The 16,009-nt window shown below is 75.3% G+C and carries 16 protein-coding genes; 8 read left to right on the forward strand and 8 right to left on the reverse strand.

Going from position 1 to position 16,009, the window contains the following annotated elements:
- Positions 1 to 174: 174 nt before the first annotated feature.
- Positions 175 to 732 carry a 50S ribosomal protein L17 gene (gene rplQ / locus M8330_RS06430; protein ID WP_250056891.1) on the forward strand — a complete coding sequence of 186 codons (558 nt, stop codon included), beginning with the start codon at positions 175 to 177 and terminating at the stop codon, positions 730 to 732.
- A 75-nt stretch (positions 733 to 807) separates the two neighbouring features.
- On the opposite strand, the gene M8330_RS06435 is transcribed toward rplQ, so the two are convergent.
- Together M8330_RS06435 and M8330_RS06440 are read right to left on the reverse strand one after the other, a co-directional pair.
- Positions 808 to 1,782 (reverse strand): ketopantoate reductase family protein, encoded by a 975-nt coding sequence (locus M8330_RS06435; RefSeq protein WP_250826639.1) that lies wholly within the window; start codon positions 1,780 to 1,782, stop codon positions 808 to 810.
- A gap of 83 nt (positions 1,783 to 1,865) precedes the next feature.
- Complete coding sequence (locus M8330_RS06440) at positions 1,866 to 2,219, reverse strand: GntR family transcriptional regulator (RefSeq protein WP_250826640.1); 354 nt, start codon at positions 2,217 to 2,219, stop codon at positions 1,866 to 1,868.
- A 122-nt stretch (positions 2,220 to 2,341) separates the two neighbouring features.
- On the opposite strand from M8330_RS06440, the gene M8330_RS06445 reads away from it, so the two are divergent.
- The gene (locus M8330_RS06445) at positions 2,342 to 3,253 is read left to right on the forward strand and encodes a PfkB family carbohydrate kinase (protein ID WP_250826641.1); all 912 of its coding nucleotides are present in this window, start codon (positions 2,342 to 2,344) and stop codon (positions 3,251 to 3,253) included.
- Between the two features lie 4 nt (positions 3,254 to 3,257).
- On the opposite strand, the gene M8330_RS06450 is transcribed toward M8330_RS06445, so the two are convergent.
- On the reverse strand, positions 3,258 to 4,940 hold the full coding sequence (locus M8330_RS06450; protein WP_250826642.1) for an NAD(P)/FAD-dependent oxidoreductase: 1,683 nt from the start codon (positions 4,938 to 4,940) through the stop codon (positions 3,258 to 3,260).
- Positions 4,941 to 5,099: 159 nt separating this feature from the next.
- On the opposite strand from M8330_RS06450, the gene M8330_RS06455 reads away from it, so the two are divergent.
- Genes M8330_RS06455 through M8330_RS06465 form a run of 3 tightly spaced genes read left to right on the forward strand, consistent with a single transcriptional unit; the run spans position 5,100 to position 7,494 of the window.
- Entirely contained in the window at positions 5,100 to 5,918 is an 819-nt protein-coding gene (locus M8330_RS06455; RefSeq protein ID WP_250826643.1) for a hypothetical protein, read from the forward strand.
- A 50-nt stretch (positions 5,919 to 5,968) separates the two neighbouring features.
- Positions 5,969 to 6,889 (forward strand): tRNA pseudouridine(38-40) synthase TruA, encoded by a 921-nt coding sequence (gene truA / locus M8330_RS06460; protein WP_250826644.1) that lies wholly within the window; start codon positions 5,969 to 5,971, stop codon positions 6,887 to 6,889.
- Positions 6,886 to 7,494, forward strand: coding sequence for a class I SAM-dependent methyltransferase (locus M8330_RS06465; protein WP_250826645.1), 609 nt, complete (start codon positions 6,886 to 6,888; stop codon positions 7,492 to 7,494). Before truA ends, M8330_RS06465 begins: the two co-directional genes overlap by 4 nt.
- A 3-nt stretch (positions 7,495 to 7,497) precedes the next feature.
- Here the strand turns inward: M8330_RS06465 and M8330_RS06470 are convergent, their stop codons facing one another.
- Complete coding sequence (locus tag M8330_RS06470; protein ID WP_250826646.1) at positions 7,498 to 8,199, reverse strand: maleylpyruvate isomerase family mycothiol-dependent enzyme; 702 nt, start codon at positions 8,197 to 8,199, stop codon at positions 7,498 to 7,500.
- A gap of 127 nt (positions 8,200 to 8,326) precedes the next feature.
- On the opposite strand from M8330_RS06470, the gene M8330_RS06475 reads away from it, so the two are divergent.
- Both M8330_RS06475 and M8330_RS06480 read left to right on the forward strand, forming a co-directional pair.
- Positions 8,327 to 10,021: an ABC-F family ATP-binding cassette domain-containing protein gene (locus M8330_RS06475; RefSeq protein ID WP_250826648.1), complete on the forward strand. Its 1,695-nt coding sequence runs from the start codon at positions 8,327 to 8,329 to the stop codon at positions 10,019 to 10,021.
- A complete protein-coding gene (locus M8330_RS06480; RefSeq protein WP_250826649.1) occupies positions 10,018 to 11,058 on the forward strand; it encodes a GNAT family N-acetyltransferase in 1,041 nt (346 codons plus the stop codon). Before M8330_RS06475 ends, M8330_RS06480 begins: the two co-directional genes overlap by 4 nt.
- Positions 11,059 to 11,258: 200 nt before the next feature.
- Here M8330_RS06480 and M8330_RS06485 read toward each other — a convergent pair whose 3' ends face one another.
- Both M8330_RS06485 and M8330_RS22355 read right to left on the reverse strand, forming a co-directional pair.
- Positions 11,259 to 11,561, reverse strand: coding sequence for a GIY-YIG nuclease family protein (locus M8330_RS06485; protein WP_250826650.1), 303 nt, complete (start codon positions 11,559 to 11,561; stop codon positions 11,259 to 11,261).
- 224 nt (positions 11,562 to 11,785) lie between these two features.
- A complete protein-coding gene (locus M8330_RS22355) occupies positions 11,786 to 13,027 on the reverse strand; it encodes an LCP family protein (RefSeq protein WP_250826651.1) in 1,242 nt (413 codons plus the stop codon).
- Positions 13,028 to 13,264: 237 nt separating this feature from the next.
- On the opposite strand from M8330_RS22355, the gene M8330_RS06495 reads away from it, so the two are divergent.
- Complete coding sequence (locus M8330_RS06495) at positions 13,265 to 14,329, forward strand: glycosyltransferase (RefSeq protein WP_250826652.1); 1,065 nt, start codon at positions 13,265 to 13,267, stop codon at positions 14,327 to 14,329.
- Between the two features lie 102 nt (positions 14,330 to 14,431).
- Here the strand turns inward: M8330_RS06495 and M8330_RS06500 are convergent, their stop codons facing one another.
- Both M8330_RS06500 and M8330_RS06505 read right to left on the reverse strand, forming a co-directional pair.
- Positions 14,432 to 15,040, reverse strand: a complete 609-nt coding sequence (locus tag M8330_RS06500; protein WP_250826653.1) for an LbetaH domain-containing protein — start codon at positions 15,038 to 15,040, stop codon at positions 14,432 to 14,434.
- Positions 15,037 to 16,002, reverse strand: a complete 966-nt coding sequence (locus M8330_RS06505; protein ID WP_250826654.1) for a glycosyltransferase family A protein — start codon at positions 16,000 to 16,002, stop codon at positions 15,037 to 15,039. The genes M8330_RS06500 and M8330_RS06505 overlap by 4 nt, the downstream gene beginning before the upstream one ends.
- Between the last annotated feature and the right edge of the window lie 7 nt (positions 16,003 to 16,009).

A 16,009-nucleotide genomic window follows, 5' to 3' on the forward strand; every position in this document is an offset into this window, starting at 1 on the left:
GGGTGGGTGCTGGCCCCGGGGGGGCGCGCGGGGGGGGGGGGGCGGGGCCGCCCCCCCCCCCCCCCCCCCACGACGCGGGTCGCCCCGTCCGGGGCACCCCACCTGAACCAGGCCGGCACCCGCCGGCCGACTACCCCGGTACCTCATACGGCCGGGGAGAAAGTGAGAGATCACATGCCTCAGCCCAGCAAGGGCCCCCGTCTCGGCGGCTCCGCGGCGCACCAGCGCCTCATCCTCCGCAACCTGGCCACCGCGCTCTTCGAGCACGGCGCCATCACCACCACGGAGAAGAAGGCCCGCGCCCTGCGGCCCTACGCGGAGAAGCTCGTCACCCGTGCGAAGAAGGGCGACCTGCACAGCCGCCGTCTCGTGCTCAAGGAGCTGTTCTCGGGCCTCGACCCCGAGACCGACGCGGTGACCAAGTACGCCCAGCACAAGCTGTTCACCGAGATCGCCCCGGCCATGGCCGAGCGTCCCGGCGGCTACACCCGCATCACCAAGATCGGCCCCCGCAAGGGCGACAACGCCCCGATGGCCGTCATCGAGCTCGTGACCGAGGCCTACGAGCCCAAGGCCAAGGCTGCTCCGGCCGCCCCGGCCGCGCCCGTGGAGGAGCCGGTCGAGGAGCCCGCCGCGGAGGCGACCGAGGCGGAGGAGACCCCCGCCGAGGAGACCCCGGCCGAGGACTCCGCCGAGGAGAGCACCGAGGAGACCGAGGGCGACAAGGCCTGAGGCACCCCTCACCACGACGAACCCGTCCGGCGCACGCCGGGCGGGTTCGTCCGTTCCGGAGGGCTCCGGTGCCGCTCAGGCGCGGGCGGCGCCCAGCGTGGCGAGCGCGGCGGCGGCGTCCAGGCTGCGGGGCGCTCCCTGGTCCCGGACGAGGCGGTGCACCGCGTCCGCCACGAGCCGGTTCGCGGGCGTCGCGACCCCGTGCAGCCGGCCGAGAAGGAGCACCTCGCCGTTGAGGTGGTCGGTCTCCACGTCACCGGCACCGAGCGCCAGGCTCTGCCAGGTCGAGCTGCCCGCCTCGTCCCGCCGGACGAGGGGGCGCAGCAGGGTGCCGCGGCGCTCCCGGTCCTGCGCGGCGCTGACCACCGGGAGCCCGGCCGCGTCCAGCACCGCCTCGCCCTCGGCGCGCACGAGGTCGTCCAGGGCGTCGGCGTCCGGGGAGTCGGCGAAGGCGGCGTCGACGCCGTTGCCGAGGTTGAGCAGCAGCTTGCGGCGCTTCCAGGCCATGACGTCGGGGCGGGCGACCACGTCGAACCCGGCCGCACCGAGGTCGCGGGCCCACGCCTCGTCGGCAGCGTCGGTGCCGGTGGGGTAGCGCCCGGTGTCGAGCAGCCCCGGCCGGCCACCGCTGTGCAGCAGCACGCGGCCCGGCTCCAGGCTGGAGGCGGGCATCATCACCACGACGGCGTGCACGTCCGCGCGCAGGCGCAGCAGCCGCCGCTCGTTCTCCACCCCGTTCTGGAGGCAGAACACCGGGACGCCGGCGGGCACGCCCGCCAGGGCGGGGAGCAGCGCCTCGGTCTGCTGTGACTTCACCGCCAGCACCAGCGCGTCGCGCGCCTCGTCCCAGACCACCTCGTCGAGGTGGGCGACCACCGGTACGGGCACCGACCTCTCGGGGGCGTCGGCGACGGTGAGGCGCACGCCCTCGCGGCGCACCGCCTCGAGGGTGGCGCCCCGGGCGACCAGCAGCACCTCGACCCCGGCCTCGTGCAGGAGCGCGGCGACCGCGCCCCCGATGGCTCCTGCTCCGACGATCACGTAGCGCACGTCCCTCACGCTAGCCGCGGGGCGGGCGCAGCCGTGTGCCAGGGCCGTCGGAGGTGAGGGCCGGCGCGGAGACGGCCGCGCGGTCAGCCCCAGGTGCGCTCGAGGAGCCGCTGGGTCTCGGCGAGGCTCAGGCCGCGCTCGCGTGCTGCGTCCACGAGGGCGCCGGCGTGCGCCGCGAGGAGACCGTCGGTGCCGCGCTGCTGCTTGACGAACGTGCCGCGGCGGCCCTCGGTCACCACGACCCCGGCGGCCTCCAGGGCGCGGTAGGCCTTGGCCACGGTGTTCGCGGCCAGGCCCAGCTGCTCCGCGGCGGCGCGCACCGGCGGCAGCCGCGTGCCCACCGGCAGGTCGCCGGACGCAGCACGGTCGGCGACCTGGAGCCGCAGCTGCTCGGAGGCGGGCTCGGGGGAGTGCGGGTCGAGCGGGAGGAGGGCCACGCGCCCAGCCTAGGGGCGCGGGGTGCCCGGTCGGCGGCGCCGGGGCGCCCGAGCGGCACACCGGGACCGCCCTGGTCCTGACCGAGGTGACCCGCGTCGCACCCGCGTGCTAGAACCGGCGCATGGAGCGTGACCTCCTCGTCGTCGGCGAGGCCCTCGTGGACGTGGTGCACACCCCCGACGGCGCCGTCGTCGCCCGGCCCGGCGGGAGCGCGGCCAACGTGGCCGTGGCCCTCTCGCGGCTGGGTCGGCCCGTCCGGTTCGCCACGGCCTTCACCGGCGACGAGCACGGCACGATGCTGGCCGAGCACCTCGACCGCAACGGCGTGCTGCTCGCCTCGGACCCGGCCGTGATCGACCACTCCTCCTCCGCGGTGGCGACCATCGCCGAGGACGGCTCGGCCAGCTACGACTTCGACCTCGAGTGGCGCATCGGCGAGGTGCCGAGCGACCCGCCGCCGCTGGCCGTCCACGTGTGCTCGATCGGTGCCGTGCTGGCCCCCGGCGCCGAGCAGGTGCGGGCGGTCGCCGCCGTCGCGCGCCCCGACGCCACCATCACCTACGACGTCAACGCCCGGCCCAGCATCACCGGCACGGGGCCGGACGTCGTGGCGGCCACCGAGGCCGTGGTGGCCCTCGCGGACCTGGTGAAGCTCTCCGACGAGGACCTCGACCACCTCTGGCCCGGCCTGGGCCTCGACGCCGGCGCCGCCCACCTGCGCGCCCTGGGGGCGTCGGTGGTCGTGGTGACCCGCGGTGCCGACGGCGCCTCGTGGTTCGACTCCGCCGGCCGCACGGACGTGCCCGGACGCCGGGTCACGGTCGCCGACACCATCGGTGCAGGCGACACGTTCTCCGCGGCGCTGGTCGACGGCCTGGCCGGGCTCGGTCGCCTGGGCGGGCGCATCGGCGACTTGGCTCGGGGCGAGATCGAGGGCCTGCTCGCGCACGCCGCCGCGGCGGCCGCGGTCACCGTCTCCCGGCCCGGCGCGGACCCGCCGACCCGCGCGGAGCTGGATGCCGCGGAGGCCTGAGCCGCTACTCCGGCTCGGGTGCCAGCCACGCGTGCACGAGCGGCACGACCGAGGCGCCCTCGCCGCTGGCGGAGGCCACGCGCTTCATCGACCCGGCCCGCACGTCGCCCGCGGCGAAGACGCCGGGCACGGTGGTGGCGAGGTTCTCCGGGGGCAGCCCGTCGGTCCACCGCTCGCGGGGGACGTCGCGGCCGGTGAGCACGAAGCCGCGCTCGTCGCGGGCCACCTGCGCAGGCAGCCAGTCGCAGTGGGGCTCCGCGCCCAGCAGCAGGAACAGCCCCTGGGCGGGCACGCGCTCGGTGCTGCCGTCCGTGGTGCAGGTGAGCTCGGGCCACTCCAGGCGCGCGTCGCCGCCGCCGTCGGTGACCTCGGTGCAGGTCCGCACCGCGATGCGCTCGTGGTAGTCGATCTCGGTGATCAGGTACTGGCTCATGGTCTCGGTCAGCGCCGGCCGTCGGACGAGGATGGTGACCGACCGGGCGAAGCGGGCCAGGTGCACCGCGGCCTGACCGGCGGAGTTGCCGCCGCCCACGACGTAGACGTCCGCGCCCTCCATCTCCCGGGCGGCGCTCATGGCGGCGCCGTAGAAGACGCCGCGCCCGACCAGCTGCTCGACGGGGTCGACGCGGAGCTTGCGGTAGGCGACGCCGGTGGCGACCACGACCGACCGCGCCGAGACGTGGCCGCCGGCGGTGCGCAGCACGTGCGGGGCGCCGTCCTCGCCCGGCTCCATGCCCTCCACGCGCCAGCCCGTGACGAACCGGGTGCCGAAGCGCAGCGCCTGGTTGCGGGCGCGCTGCGCCAGCCGCATGCCGGAGATGCCGCGGGGGAAGCCCAGGTAGTTGCGGATCATCGAGCTGGTGCCGGCCTGCCCGCCGATGGCCTCGGCCTCCAGCACCACGACCGAGAGCCCCTCGGAGGCGGCGTACACCGCGGCCGCCAGCCCGGAGGGCCCACCACCGACGACGCAGACGTCGACCGTGCCGGGCACGTCCACGCCCTCCGCCGACCCGTAGAACGTGGCGGCCACCTTCTGGGCGGTGGCGGCCTGGACGGCGGGGCGGTTCATCGCCACGACCAGCGGGTAGGCCGGGTCCTCGCCGACCTCGGCGGCGTGGGCCTGCCGCACGGCCAGCCCGACCTCGGACTCGGGGTCGTAGACGCGGTAGGGCATGCCCATCCGGTCCAGGAAGTCGCGCACGCCGTGCAGGTCGGGGTGCAGGCCGTCGCAGAGGATCTTGACGCTCACCACCTCGGGCCCGGCAGCGGTCGAGGCCCAGTCGCTGAGAAGCTCCGTGATCGCCTGGTGGAACTCCTCGTCCCGGATGCCGCGGGGCATCAGCAGGTAGGCGTCGTACTTGCCCTTGGCCATCGCCGGCCGCAGCCGCTCGGCCTCGGCCAGGAAGAGCTCCCAGTGCGCGGCGACGACCCGGCGGGCGTGGGGTGCCAGCGACCGCAGGCGGGCGAACGCCGCCACCGGGTCCGCGTCCGGCAGCACCGCGTCGGTGGCGACCAGGGCCAGTGCCCCGCCGTCGTCCCGGATGCCGGCGACGACCCGCTCGGCCTCCTCCAGGCTGCGCACCGCGCGCACGTCGTACTCGCCGGTGTAACGGGCGAAGCCGGCGCGCAGGTCGCCGAGGTGCTGGTCGGCGACCAGCAGCAGGACCGGGGGCGGGGTGGTGCTCACAGGGTGCAGCCTAGGCAGGTGCCGGTTCGCTCGGCCGGGTGCACGGCTCGGTGCACGGCTCGGTGCACGGTGCGGGGCACGGTGCGGCGCGTACCCCAGGGTGGGGAGCGGGGCCGCTTCCCGCGCGTGGGCCGGCCGCGGCGCCCTACGGTGCCGGGCATGGAGACGGGTGCGGGGCGGGTGCGGCTCGTGGGGGCGGTCGTGGTCGTCGCGGGCCTGGTCGCCGGCCTGGTGCTGGCCACGGACGGCCTGGGGCGCGTCGGCGGGGCGTGGACGGCGGGCGGGCCGACGGTCTACGGGCCGCTGCAGGTGCTGCTGGCCGCGACGACCCTCGGCGCGGGCCTCGTCCTGCTGATGCGCCGGGGAGCCGTGGTCACCGGGGCCGCCCTCGGCGTGGCCGGGCTGTGCACCGCCCAGCTGGCCGGCACCGGCCTCGTCGCCACCCGACGCTGGCCGCTGTACCGGGGGTGCTGCTCCACGGAGCAGATCACGGCCGAGCCGCTGGTCACGGCGCTGGCCGCGCTCCTGGCGGTGGTCTGCGGGCTCGCTGCCGCGACCTGCCTGGTCCTGCTGGTGCGCGGCCCGTACGCGACGTGGTCGCAGCCCGTGGCCGTCCGCGCGACCGGCGTGGCGGCGGGCGTGGTGGTGCTGGTCGTGGGGCCGGTGCTCGTGACGGGGCTGCTGACGGGCGGCTCGGGTGACCGTGCCGACCTGCTGGCCTGGACCCTGGCGTGCTCGCTCCCCATCGGTGCCGCGCTCGCGCTGTCGTCGGCGCTGCCGCGTCCGGCGGCGTGGACGGTGCTGGCGGTCGTGGTCGCCGGGGCCCTCGCGGCGTCGCTGGGGACCTCGTTCCTCGAGACCCGGCTGCCGTGGGGCGGCGCCCGGGCGCTGGTGGTGGCCGCCGCGGTCGTCGTGGCGCTCTCGCGCACGCTGCCGCAGCCGCGGCCCGCCCGCCTGGCGACAGACGCCCCCGGGTAGGCCGCCCGGCAGATGCCGGTTCCCGCGCCCGGGTGCGGGAGGATGGGGCCGTGCGCCTGCGGATCGACCTCGCCTACGACGGCACCGACTTCTCGGGCTGGGCGAGCCAGCCGGGGCTGCGCACGGTCCAGGAGACCGTCCAGGAGGCCCTCGGCACCGCCCTGCGCACCGACCCGGTGCCGGTCACCTGCGCCGGCCGCACCGACTCCGGGGTGCACGCCCGCGGCCAGGTGCTGCACGTCGACGTGGACGAGGCGGTGCTGGCCTCCTCGGCCGGACGCTCGCCCGTGGCACCGACCGACGCGCTCGTGCGCCGGCTCAACGGCATCCTGCCCGCCGACGTGGCGGTGCGCGCCGTGGCCTCCGTGCCCGACGCCTTCGACGCGCGGTTCTCGGCCCTGTGGCGCCGCTACGCCTACCGCGTGAGCGACAGCCCGGCCACCCTCGATCCGCTGGCCGTGCGGCACGTGCTGCGCTGGTCCCGACCGCTCGACGTGCCGCTCATGGCCCGGGCCGCCGAGACCCTCCAGGGCCGCCACGACTTCGCCGCCTTCTGCAAGGCCCGCGAGGGCGCGACCACCATCCGCACCCTCGAGCACTTCACCTGGGCCCGGGACGAGGCGGGGCTGGCCGTCGCGCACGTGCGTGCCGACGCCTTCTGCCACTCGATGGTGCGCGCGCTCGTGGGGTGCCTGCTCGCCGTGGGGGAGGGCCGCCGCCCGGTGGAGTGGCCCGCCGCCGTCCTCGCCGCCGGGGAGCGCACCTCCCACGTGGCCGTCGCCCACGCCCACGGGCTGGTGCTGGAGGAGGTGGCCTACCCTGCCGACGCGGACCTGGGCGCCCGCAACGAGCGCACCCGGGCACGGCGGCGCGCCGACGAGGTCGCGGGCCACGCCTGCCCCGACATCGAGCCCGACACCCAGCCCGACGAGGGCCCGGACGACAGCGAGCACGAGGGGGACCGCGGATGAGCACGGACGACGCGGAGCACTACTTCACCGCCGACCCGAGCGTGCCCTTCGCGCGCACTCGGGTCGAGACGCACGTGTGGGGCCAGGACCTGGCGCTGAGCTCCGGGTCGGGCGTGTTCGCCCACGGCCGGCTCGACATCGGCACCTCGGTGCTCTTCCGCGAGACCGAGCCGCCCACCGCCCCGCGGCTGCTCGACCTGGGCTGCGGCTACGGCGTGATCGGCCTCGCGGCCGCGCTGGCCTCGCCGACGTCCCACGTGACCAGCGTGGACGTCAACGAGCGCGCCCTGATGCTGACCCGGGGCAACGCCGCCGACCTGGGCGTCGAGGACCGCGTCACGGCCTGCCTGCCCGACGAGGTGCCGGCGGAGGCGGAGTTCGACGAGATCTGGTCGAACCCGCCCATCCGCATCGGCAAGCAGGCGCTGCACGAGCTGCTGCTGCGGTGGCTCCCGCGGCTCGCGCCGGGCGGCCGGGCCGTGATGGTGGTCGGCAAGAACCTCGGTGGCGACTCGCTCCAGCGGTGGCTGGGCGAGCAGGGCTGGCCGACCGAGCGGATCGCCAGCGCGAAGGGGTTCCGCGTCCTGGAGACCCGCCGCGCCTGAGGCCTACGGCGTGATCGCGTGCGCCAGGACGCCGGCGGCGCGCTCGTCGGTGCAGGGGAGCCGCTTCCACACCTGGAGCAGCAGGTCGCCCGCGGTGCCGGTGAGCTCGACGGCGTCCTCGACGTCACCGATGACGACCGGGCCGGTCTCGGCCAGCAGCCCGGCGGGCAGGTCCGTGGGGACGAGCCGCAGCGCCGTGGTGAGCATGTCGCAGCGGGCGAGCCGCACCTGGCGCGGGTAGAACATCGAGGCCACCTCGTCCAGGGCGTCCCAGGCGAGCGCCGGGTCGACGTGCCACTCGTCCTCGCGGCCGGCGGCCGCGAGCAGGTCGCGGGTGTGCAGCAGCGTCTCGTGGGTCTGGCGGCGCTGCCACCAGCCGGCGGTGCCGGCGCCGCGCCCGAAGGTCCATGCCTCGGCATCGTCCGGCGTGCTGCGCAGCACCGCGAGCAGCGCCTCGGCGTGCCCGCGGTACCAGCCGGGGAGCAGCGAGAGGTCGGCCGGCGTGGAGTCGAGCAGCGGTGCCTCCGGGTTGCCCTCGAGGATCGCGTGGCGGGCCCAGGAGTGGACGCTGGCCAGGTGCTCCACGAGGTCGACGACCGCCCAGTCGGGGCAGGCGGGCACGGGGAGCGTCGGGTCGACCTCGGCCGTCAGCGCCGCGAAGCGCTCCACGGCCGAGGCGAGCAGGTCGGTGAACGGGTGCTGCATGCAACGATCCTCTCAGGCGTCTCTCACCCTGGCACCCGGTCGTGAGTCTTCCCTCAGGCCGGCACCGGCACCGGGCCCCGCGATATCGAGGTGACCCACCGCGTCGGATGGGGGAGGATCGTGCCCCGTGGGTCATGTGGACGTCGCCGGTGTCAGGTACGAGCTCCCCGACGGGCGGGTGCTGCTCGACGACGTGAGCTTCCGGGTCGGCGAGGGCGCGAAGGTGGCGCTGGTCGGCGCGAACGGGGCCGGCAAGACGACGCTGCTGCGGATCGTCTCCGGCGACCTGGAGCCGCACGGGGGCGTGGTGACGCGCTCCGGCGGGCTGGGCGTCATGCGCCAGGACGTGAAGGCCGGCCTCGGGGAGGAGCCGACGGTCGCCGACCTGCTGCTGTCCGTCTCCCCGGCACGGGTGCGGGAGGCGTCCGCGCGCGTGGAGGCCCTGGAGCTCAAGCTCATGGAGAGCGACGACGAGAAGACCCAGATGCGCTACGCCGAGGCGCTGGCGGAGTACGCCGACGCGGGCGGCTACGACATCGAGGTCGTCTGGGACGTCGTCACGACCGCCGCGCTCGCGCTGCCCTACGACCGGGCCAAGTACCGCGCGCTGGCCACGCTGTCGGGCGGCGAGCAGAAGCGGCTGGTGCTGGAGTACCTGCTGGCCGGACCCGACCAGGTGCTGCTGCTCGACGAGCCCGACAACTACCTCGACGTGCCGGGCAAGGTCTGGCTCGAGGGACGCATCCGGGCCAGCGACAAGACCATCCTCCTGATCAGCCACGACCGCGAGCTGCTCGACAACACCGCGACCCGCGTCGTCACCGTCGAGCTCGGCTGGGCCGGCAACACGGTGTGGACCCACCCGGGCGGCTTCACCAGCTACCACCAGGCCCGCAAGGACCGGTTCGCCCGCTTCGAGGAGCTGCGGCGCCGCTGGGACGAGGAGCACGCCAAGCTCAAGGCACTGGTGCTGCGGCTGAAGGTGAAGGCCGAGTTCAACGACGGCATGGCCAAGGCCTACAAGGCGGCTCAGACCCGGCTGCGCAAGTTCGAGGAGGCCGGCCCGCCGACCGAGCAGCCACGCGAGCAGAACGTGACCATGCGCCTGGCCGGCGGTCGCACCGGCAAGCGCGCGGTGGTCTGCGAGGGCCTGGAGCTCACCGGCCTGATGAAGCCGTTCGACCTCGAGGTCTGGTTCGGCGAGCGCGTGGCCGTGCTCGGCTCCAACGGCTCGGGCAAGTCGCACTTCCTGCGGCTGCTGGCCGCGGGCGGCAGCGACCCCGACGTCGAGCACCGACCCGTCGGCGAGGTCGAGATCGAGCCGGTGCGGCACACCGGCCGCGCCCGGCTCGGCGCGCGGGTGCGCCCGGGCTGGTTCGTGCAGACCCACCACCACCCCGAGCTGATCGGCCGCACGCTCGTCGACATCCTGCACCGCGGTGACGGGCACCCCGACGGACGCCAGGGCATGGGGCGCGAGGCCGCGAGCCGCGTCCTGGACCGCTACGAGCTCTCCGCCAGCGCCGAGCAGACCTTCGAGTCGCTCTCGGGCGGGCAGCAGGCCCGGTTCCAGATCCTGCTGCTGGAGCTCTCGGGCGCCACGATGCTGCTGCTCGACGAGCCCACCGACAACCTCGACGTGCAGTCGGCCGAGGCGCTCGAGGAGGGCCTGGCCGCGTTCGAGGGCACCGTGCTCGCCGTGACCCACGACCGGTGGTTCGCCCGCGGCTTCGACCGGTTCCTCGTCTACGGGGCCGACGGGTCGGTCTACGAGGCGCCGGAACCGGTGTGGGACGAGGGACGAGTGGAGCGGGTCCGATGAGCGGCCTGACCATCCGGCCCGTGCGGGTCGAGGACGACGCCGACTACTCCGCCTGGCACCGGGTCTACCGCGACGCCGAGCGCGCCGACCGGGGCGAGAGCTTCGTGGTGTGGACCGAGCCCGAGACCCGCGAGGCGCTGCGCGGCACGGGCTCCACGCGCGTCATGACCGCCTGGGCCGGCACCGTCCCGGGCCCGGACGGCGCCGAGCAGACCGTCGCCTGGGGCATGGTCGAGCTGCCGCTGCGCGACAACCTCACCGTCGGGCACGTGATGCTCGGCGTCCTGCCCGAGCACCGGCGCTGCGGCCACGGCACCGCGCTGCTCGCCCACCTCGAGGCGTACTGCGCCGAGCACGGGCGGACGGTGCTGGGCACCGAGACCTCGTGGCCCTTCGAGCTCGGGCAGGACCCCGCTGGTCTCCCCGGCCTGGAGTTCGGCCGCGCCCGCGGCTATGCGCTGGAGCTGGTCGAGGTGCAGCGTCGCCTGGCGCTCCCGGTGGCCCCCGCCGTCCTGGACGACCTCGCGGCCTCCGCCGCCCCGCACCACGCCGACTACGAGCTCCGTTCCTGGGTCGGCGACGTGCCCGACGACCTCGTCGGCGGCTGGGCGGTGCTGGAGGCGAGCCTGGAGACCGAGGCCCCCACCGGCGGGCTCACCCGGGAGCCGGAGCTGGCCGACGTGCAGCGGGTCCGCGAGGGCGAGGAGCTGTTCGTGCGGCAGGGGCGCACGCCCTACCGGGCGGCGGCGCTCGCGCCGGACGGCACCGTGGTGGCCTACACCGAGGTCGTCACGACGGTCCACGAGCCGACCCGCGCCTACCAGTGGGGCACCCTGGTCGACCGCGACCACCGGGGCCACCGGCTCGGCGTCGCGCTCAAGGTGGCCGCCACCCGGCTGCTGGGCGAGAACCAGCCCGAGGTGCGCGAGGTGATCACCTGGAACGCCCTCGACAACCCCTGGATGGTGAGCGTCAACGAGGCGCTCGGGTTCCGCCCCGTCGAGTGCCTGGGCGGGCTGGAGAAGAGGACCCTCTAGGGCTCGGCCTGCTGGCGGCGGCCTCGAGGCTCGGCCGTGGACGGCCTCGCACCTCGACCACCGGTGCGGTCCGTCGGTGGTCGAGGTGTGACGAGCGCCGTTGGTCGGTGGTCGAGGTGTGACGAGCGCCAGCGAGGAGCGGTTGGTCGGTGGTCGAGGTGTGACGAGCGCCAGCGAGGAGCCTCGAGACCGGCGACCCCTCACCTGTGGCGGGGCCTGGCACCCGGCCGACGCCCGGCCTCGCGGACCGCGTCGAGGTCGCCGGCGATGAGCGCTTCACGCTTGGCTCGGCTCCAGTTCTGGAGCTGCTTCTCGTACCTGAAGGCGTCCTCGACGCGGTCGAACTCCTGGGACCACACCAGCGTCACCGGGCGTCTCTTCTCCGGCTTGGTGAAGGCCGCACCTCGCCGTTCCTGGTGCTCCTCCAGGCGTCGTCCGAGGTCCGTCGTGCTGCCGACGTAGTAGGCGCCGTCCGCGCAGCGGAGCATGTAGGTCCAGGCCATGTCTGTGGTCTGCCCGGAGCTAGCGGGGTCATGCGCGAGACGCCGCGCCTGTGGACGGCGGTCTCGAGGCTCGGCCGTGGACGGCCTCGCACCTCGACCACCGGTGGGGTGCGGCGCTCCTCGCGCCTCGACCACCGGTGGGGTGCGGCGCTCCTCGCACCTCGACCACCGGTGGGGTGCGGTGCTCCTCGCACACCGAGCGGTCAGCCCGGCCACCGGCTGGGTCAGCGGACGACGCCGATGGTCAGGGAGTCGACGTTCTCGCGGGACCAGGCGCGGACCTTGTCGTTGCGCACCGCTCGCCACAGCGACCGACCGGCCGCGGTGTCCAGGTAGACGACGCTCTGGCCGTCCTCGTCGCCGAACCCGGTGACCGGTGCGGTCATGAAGTCGACGTCGGAGGTGCGCAGGTCCGTGAGGTCCATGAGCAGGTCCTTGAGGTCGTCCAGGGTGAGCTCGGAGCTGATCGAGAGGTGCTGGGTCAGCGCCGAGACCATGTCGCGCACGTGCAGCGGGTCGGTGGCCTTGAACTGGTGCCGGAAGGTGTCCATGAGGGCCTTCATGAAGTACTGCTGACGGCGCACGCGGTCCAGGTCGCCGCCGGTGAGGCCGTAGCGCTGGCGCACGTAGAGCAGCGCCTCCTCGCCGTCCAGGTGGTGCATGCCCTTGGTCCAGGTGACGTCGCGCGCGGAGTCGTAGACGGTGCCCGGGATCCACACGTCGACGCCGCCGAGCTCGTCGGTGAGGGCCTCGAAGCCGTCCCAGTCGACCCAGGCGACGTGGTCGATGTAGACCCCGGTGAGCTGCTCCACCGTCTGCACGGCCAGCGACGGCCCGCCCCAGGAGAACGCGGCGTTGATCTTGGCCGAGCCCCAGCCGGGGACGTCGACCCAGGAGTCCCGCGGGAAGGAGATCAGCGAGGCCGACTGCCGGTCCGCGGACAGGTGCAGCAGCATCATCGTGTCCGAGCGCTGAGAGCCCGGGACCCAGTCCTCGGCGCTCATGTCGGCGTCGGTGCCCGTCCCGCCGGCGGCGGTGCCGGTCGTGGGGGTGTCGCTGCGGGCGTCGGAGCCGAGCAGCAGGATGTTGAGGGCCTGTGCCGCGGCGCCCTCCTCGACCTTGTCGGGGCGCAGGGTGAGGCCGGAGAAGACGTCGTCGACGCGGGTCACCTGGGAGTCCAGCTGCTTCTCGGTGGAGTGCACGCCCCAGCCGGTCGCGCCGGCACCGACGGCGAGGAGCGCGAGCACGACCACGACGGCGATCCGGACGCGGCGGCGACGCCGGCCCGCGGGGGCGGCGCCGTCGGACGTGGCGGGCGGCTCCGGCGGCGGCGTGCCGCCCCCGTGCTCGGCGCCCTCGTGCTCGGCCCGCTCGTCATCGGCCAGGCCGATGCCGGAGAGCCCGGCGTCGCCGGGGGCACCGGACGAGGGGGTGGAGCGGCTCTCGCGCTCGGAGGTTCGGGCCACGACGGGCTCCTCGCAGTCTGGGTGTTCGGGGGTGCTCGGAGCGCAGGGGACGCTGCCGACACCGTGACGGTAGGAGCCCCAGCACCCACCTCGACCGGGTCCCGTCATGACCTACCTCAAGTGGGGTACGTGGGTGGCCCGACCCACCCGCATCTGAGGTAAGTCGACGGGTGACCAGCACGAACATGTGTTGAACGGACGTCTGCTTGGGCTATCCCCACAGCAGGAGTGACACCCATGTCGATCACCGCACCGTCCCGTCCCGAGACGACCGCACCGGTCGTGCTCCGCCGGGCGAAGCGCCGTGCTCCGGCACCCCAGGTGCTGCCCGACGCCCTGCCCCTCCTCCGGGACGGCGGCACCGGCCCCGTCATGCTGGTCAGCTCCGGCGGCGGCCACTTCGCCGAGCTGCGGGCCCTCGCCGACGCCTGGGGCATCGACCCCGTCGACCGGCACTGGGTGGTGCCGCGCACCGGCCAGACCAAGGACGTCACCGCCGACGGCGGCACCGTCACCTTCGTGCCCCGGATCGCCAGCCGCGAGATGACCAAGGCGGCTGCCGGCCTGGCCCGCGCGCTCATGCTGCACCGCCGCGTCCGCCCCGCCGTCGTCCTCTCCGCCGGCGCGCTCCAGGCGGTGCCGCACCTCGTGGCGGCCGCCGCCTTCCGCACGCCCGTCGTCTACGTCGAGAGCGTGGCCCGGCTGGACCGCCCCTCGCTCACCGGCCGCCTCGCCGCGAGCATCCCCGGCTCCCGCCTGTTCCACCAGTCCTCGGCCACCTGGGCCGGCACCTGGCTGCGGGCCCACGACATCTACTCCGGCTTCGCCGTCGAGACCCACACCGTCGCCCGCGCCCCGCGCTCCCTCGCGGTGCTGCTGGGCACCGAGCAGTTCGGCTTCACCCGCCTCGTCGACGACGTGCTGGCCGCCGCCCCCACCACCCCGGTGACCTGGCAGGTCGGCAACACCGACTGCCGGGTGGCGGGCGAGCAGCCCCAGCGCTGGCTGAGCGCCCAGGAGATGCTGGCGGGAGTGCGCGACGCGGACGTCGTGGTCACCCACGGCGGTGCCGGCTCGGTGCTCACCGCCCTGGAGGCCGGCCACGTGCCCGTGGTCGTGCCCCGCTGCCCCGAGCGCGGCGAGCACGTCGACGACCACCAGATCCGGATGTGCCGCGAGCTGGCCGAGCGCGGCCTTGTGGTGCTCGTGGAGCCCGGCGAGACCCTCACCTCGGCGCACCTCGCCGAGGCCGCCCGGAAGCGCGCCGTCCCTGCGCGCTTCCAGGTGGCTCGCGTCGGCTGAGCCGCACGCGCCCGGGAGCACGGGCACGAACGGCCCGGCACGACGAAGGGGCCGCCCCGGTGAGTGATCACCGGGGCGGCCCCTGTCGGTCGTGGTCGAGGGTCAGACGTGCTCGGGCGCCGGCGGGAGGTGCTTGACCACCGTGGCGGGGTTGCCCAGGACGACGACCGCGGGCGGCACGTCGCCTCGCACCACGGAGACCGCGGAGACGACCGAGTCGCGGCCGATGCGGGAGCCCTTGAGCACCCAGGCCTGGGCGCCGATCCAGACGTTGTCCTCGATCACGACCGGCTTGCGGCTGCGGGGGCCGGGCGGCAGGTGCCGCTCGGCCGGGTCGAGGTTGTGGAAGTCGGAGTCGGTGACGAAGCAGTCGGAGACGAGGCAGCGGCGGCCGACGTCCACGCGGGTGGTCGCGCCGATCCAGCAGCCGTTGAGGAGCGTGTCGGCGCCGACGTGCACCTCGCCGCCCCCGTTGACGATGACGCCGCGGCGCACGCGCACCCGGTCGCCCAGGTGCAGGGTGGTGCCCTGCTGGAGCTTGAGGCCGCCGAAGATGATGACGTCCTCGCCGACCACGAGCCGGCGGCCGTAGCGCAGCCGGTAGGCGCGGGTCACCGCACGCAGGCCGAGGTGCACGAGCGCGCGGGCGGGCGCGGGCAGCCGCCCGGCGACCACGTGGCCGCCGACGGGCGCGGTCGCGGTGGCGCTCACAGGCCCCGCCCCCGGCGGTGCAGCGCGTCGATGACGGCGTCCGGGCGGGCACCGGCCACGACCGCGAGGGTGACCACCGAGCGCCAGGCGCCCTGGAAGCCGACCACGGCGCGGGCGACGTGCCGCAGGGCGGCGACGCGACGACCACGGGCGGCCTCCGCGAACGCCAGCTGGCCGTGCACGCGCGCGGACGCGCGGCGGTCGCGGGCGATCTCCGGGTGGTGCGCGAGCATCCAGTCCCACGACGCGATCTTGGTGTCCCACGAGCGGGCGTAGTGCGAGGTGCGGTTCCAGTCGACGACCACCAGGGGCTCGTCGACGTGCGCGATCGGGCCGAGCCGTGCCGCACGGAGCTTCACGTCCCAGTCCTCGTTCTGCGAGCCGGGGATGTCCTCGCTGACCAGGCCGATGCGCTCCACGAGCGCGGCGCGGTCGAAGAGCATGCCGCTGGAGTGGGCGGTGGCCACGATGTTGCGGGTGAGCATGGTGTGGTCGATCGCGTCGGTGCCGAGCAGGCGCGGGGTGCTGACCCCGTCGAAGTCCACCCGCATCGAGGCGGTGACCATGGCGGGCCGGTCCTCGGCGGTGGCGCGGCGCACCTGGGCGGTGAGCTTGCCGGGCAGCCAGTGGTCGTCGTCGTCGAGGAAGGCGACGTAGTCGGTGCCGATGGCCAGGATGCCGGTGTTGCGGGTGCCGGCCAGGCCGGGCGTGCGCGTGTTGACCGCCACGTCCACGGGACGGGGCCCGTCGCTGACGAGCCCCGTGTCGGGCTCGACCCGGTCGTGCACGACGACCACGCGCACCTCGCCCGGGTAGTCCTGGGCAGCCACGGAGTCCAGGGCACGCCGCAGCAGGTGCGGCCGGGTGCCGCCGGTGGGCACGACGACGCCGACGCTCGGCCAGGAGCCGGGCCAGGGGCCCACCTCGGGGGCCGGGGACGCGGCGGGGCGCTGGCTGGTCACGTCCGGA

The organism is Nocardioides bruguierae (assembly GCF_023656415.1).
GTDB lineage: Bacteria > Actinomycetota > Actinomycetes > Propionibacteriales > Nocardioidaceae > Nocardioides > Nocardioides bruguierae.

What these genes read in the sequence shown, in the direction of transcription:
- M8330_RS06480 (WP_250826649.1), top strand. Translation starts at nt 10,018, where the DNA reads ATGAGCGGCCTGACCATCCGGCCCGTGCGGGTCGAGGACGACGCCGAC.
- M8330_RS06495 (WP_250826652.1), top strand. Translation starts at nt 13,265, where the DNA reads ATGTCGATCACCGCACCGTCCCGTCCCGAGACGACCGCACCGGTCGTG.
- M8330_RS06465 (WP_250826645.1), top strand. Translation starts at nt 6,886, where the DNA reads ATGAGCACGGACGACGCGGAGCACTACTTCACCGCCGACCCGAGCGTG.
- M8330_RS06485 (WP_250826650.1), bottom strand. Translation starts at nt 11,561, where the DNA reads ATGGCCTGGACCTACATGCTCCGCTGCGCGGACGGCGCCTACTACGTC.
- M8330_RS06445 (WP_250826641.1), top strand. Translation starts at nt 2,342, where the DNA reads ATGGAGCGTGACCTCCTCGTCGTCGGCGAGGCCCTCGTGGACGTGGTG.
- M8330_RS06470 (WP_250826646.1), bottom strand. Translation starts at nt 8,199, where the DNA reads ATGCAGCACCCGTTCACCGACCTGCTCGCCTCGGCCGTGGAGCGCTTC.
- M8330_RS06455 (WP_250826643.1), top strand. Translation starts at nt 5,100, where the DNA reads ATGGAGACGGGTGCGGGGCGGGTGCGGCTCGTGGGGGCGGTCGTGGTC.
- rplQ (WP_250056891.1), top strand. Translation starts at nt 175, where the DNA reads ATGCCTCAGCCCAGCAAGGGCCCCCGTCTCGGCGGCTCCGCGGCGCAC.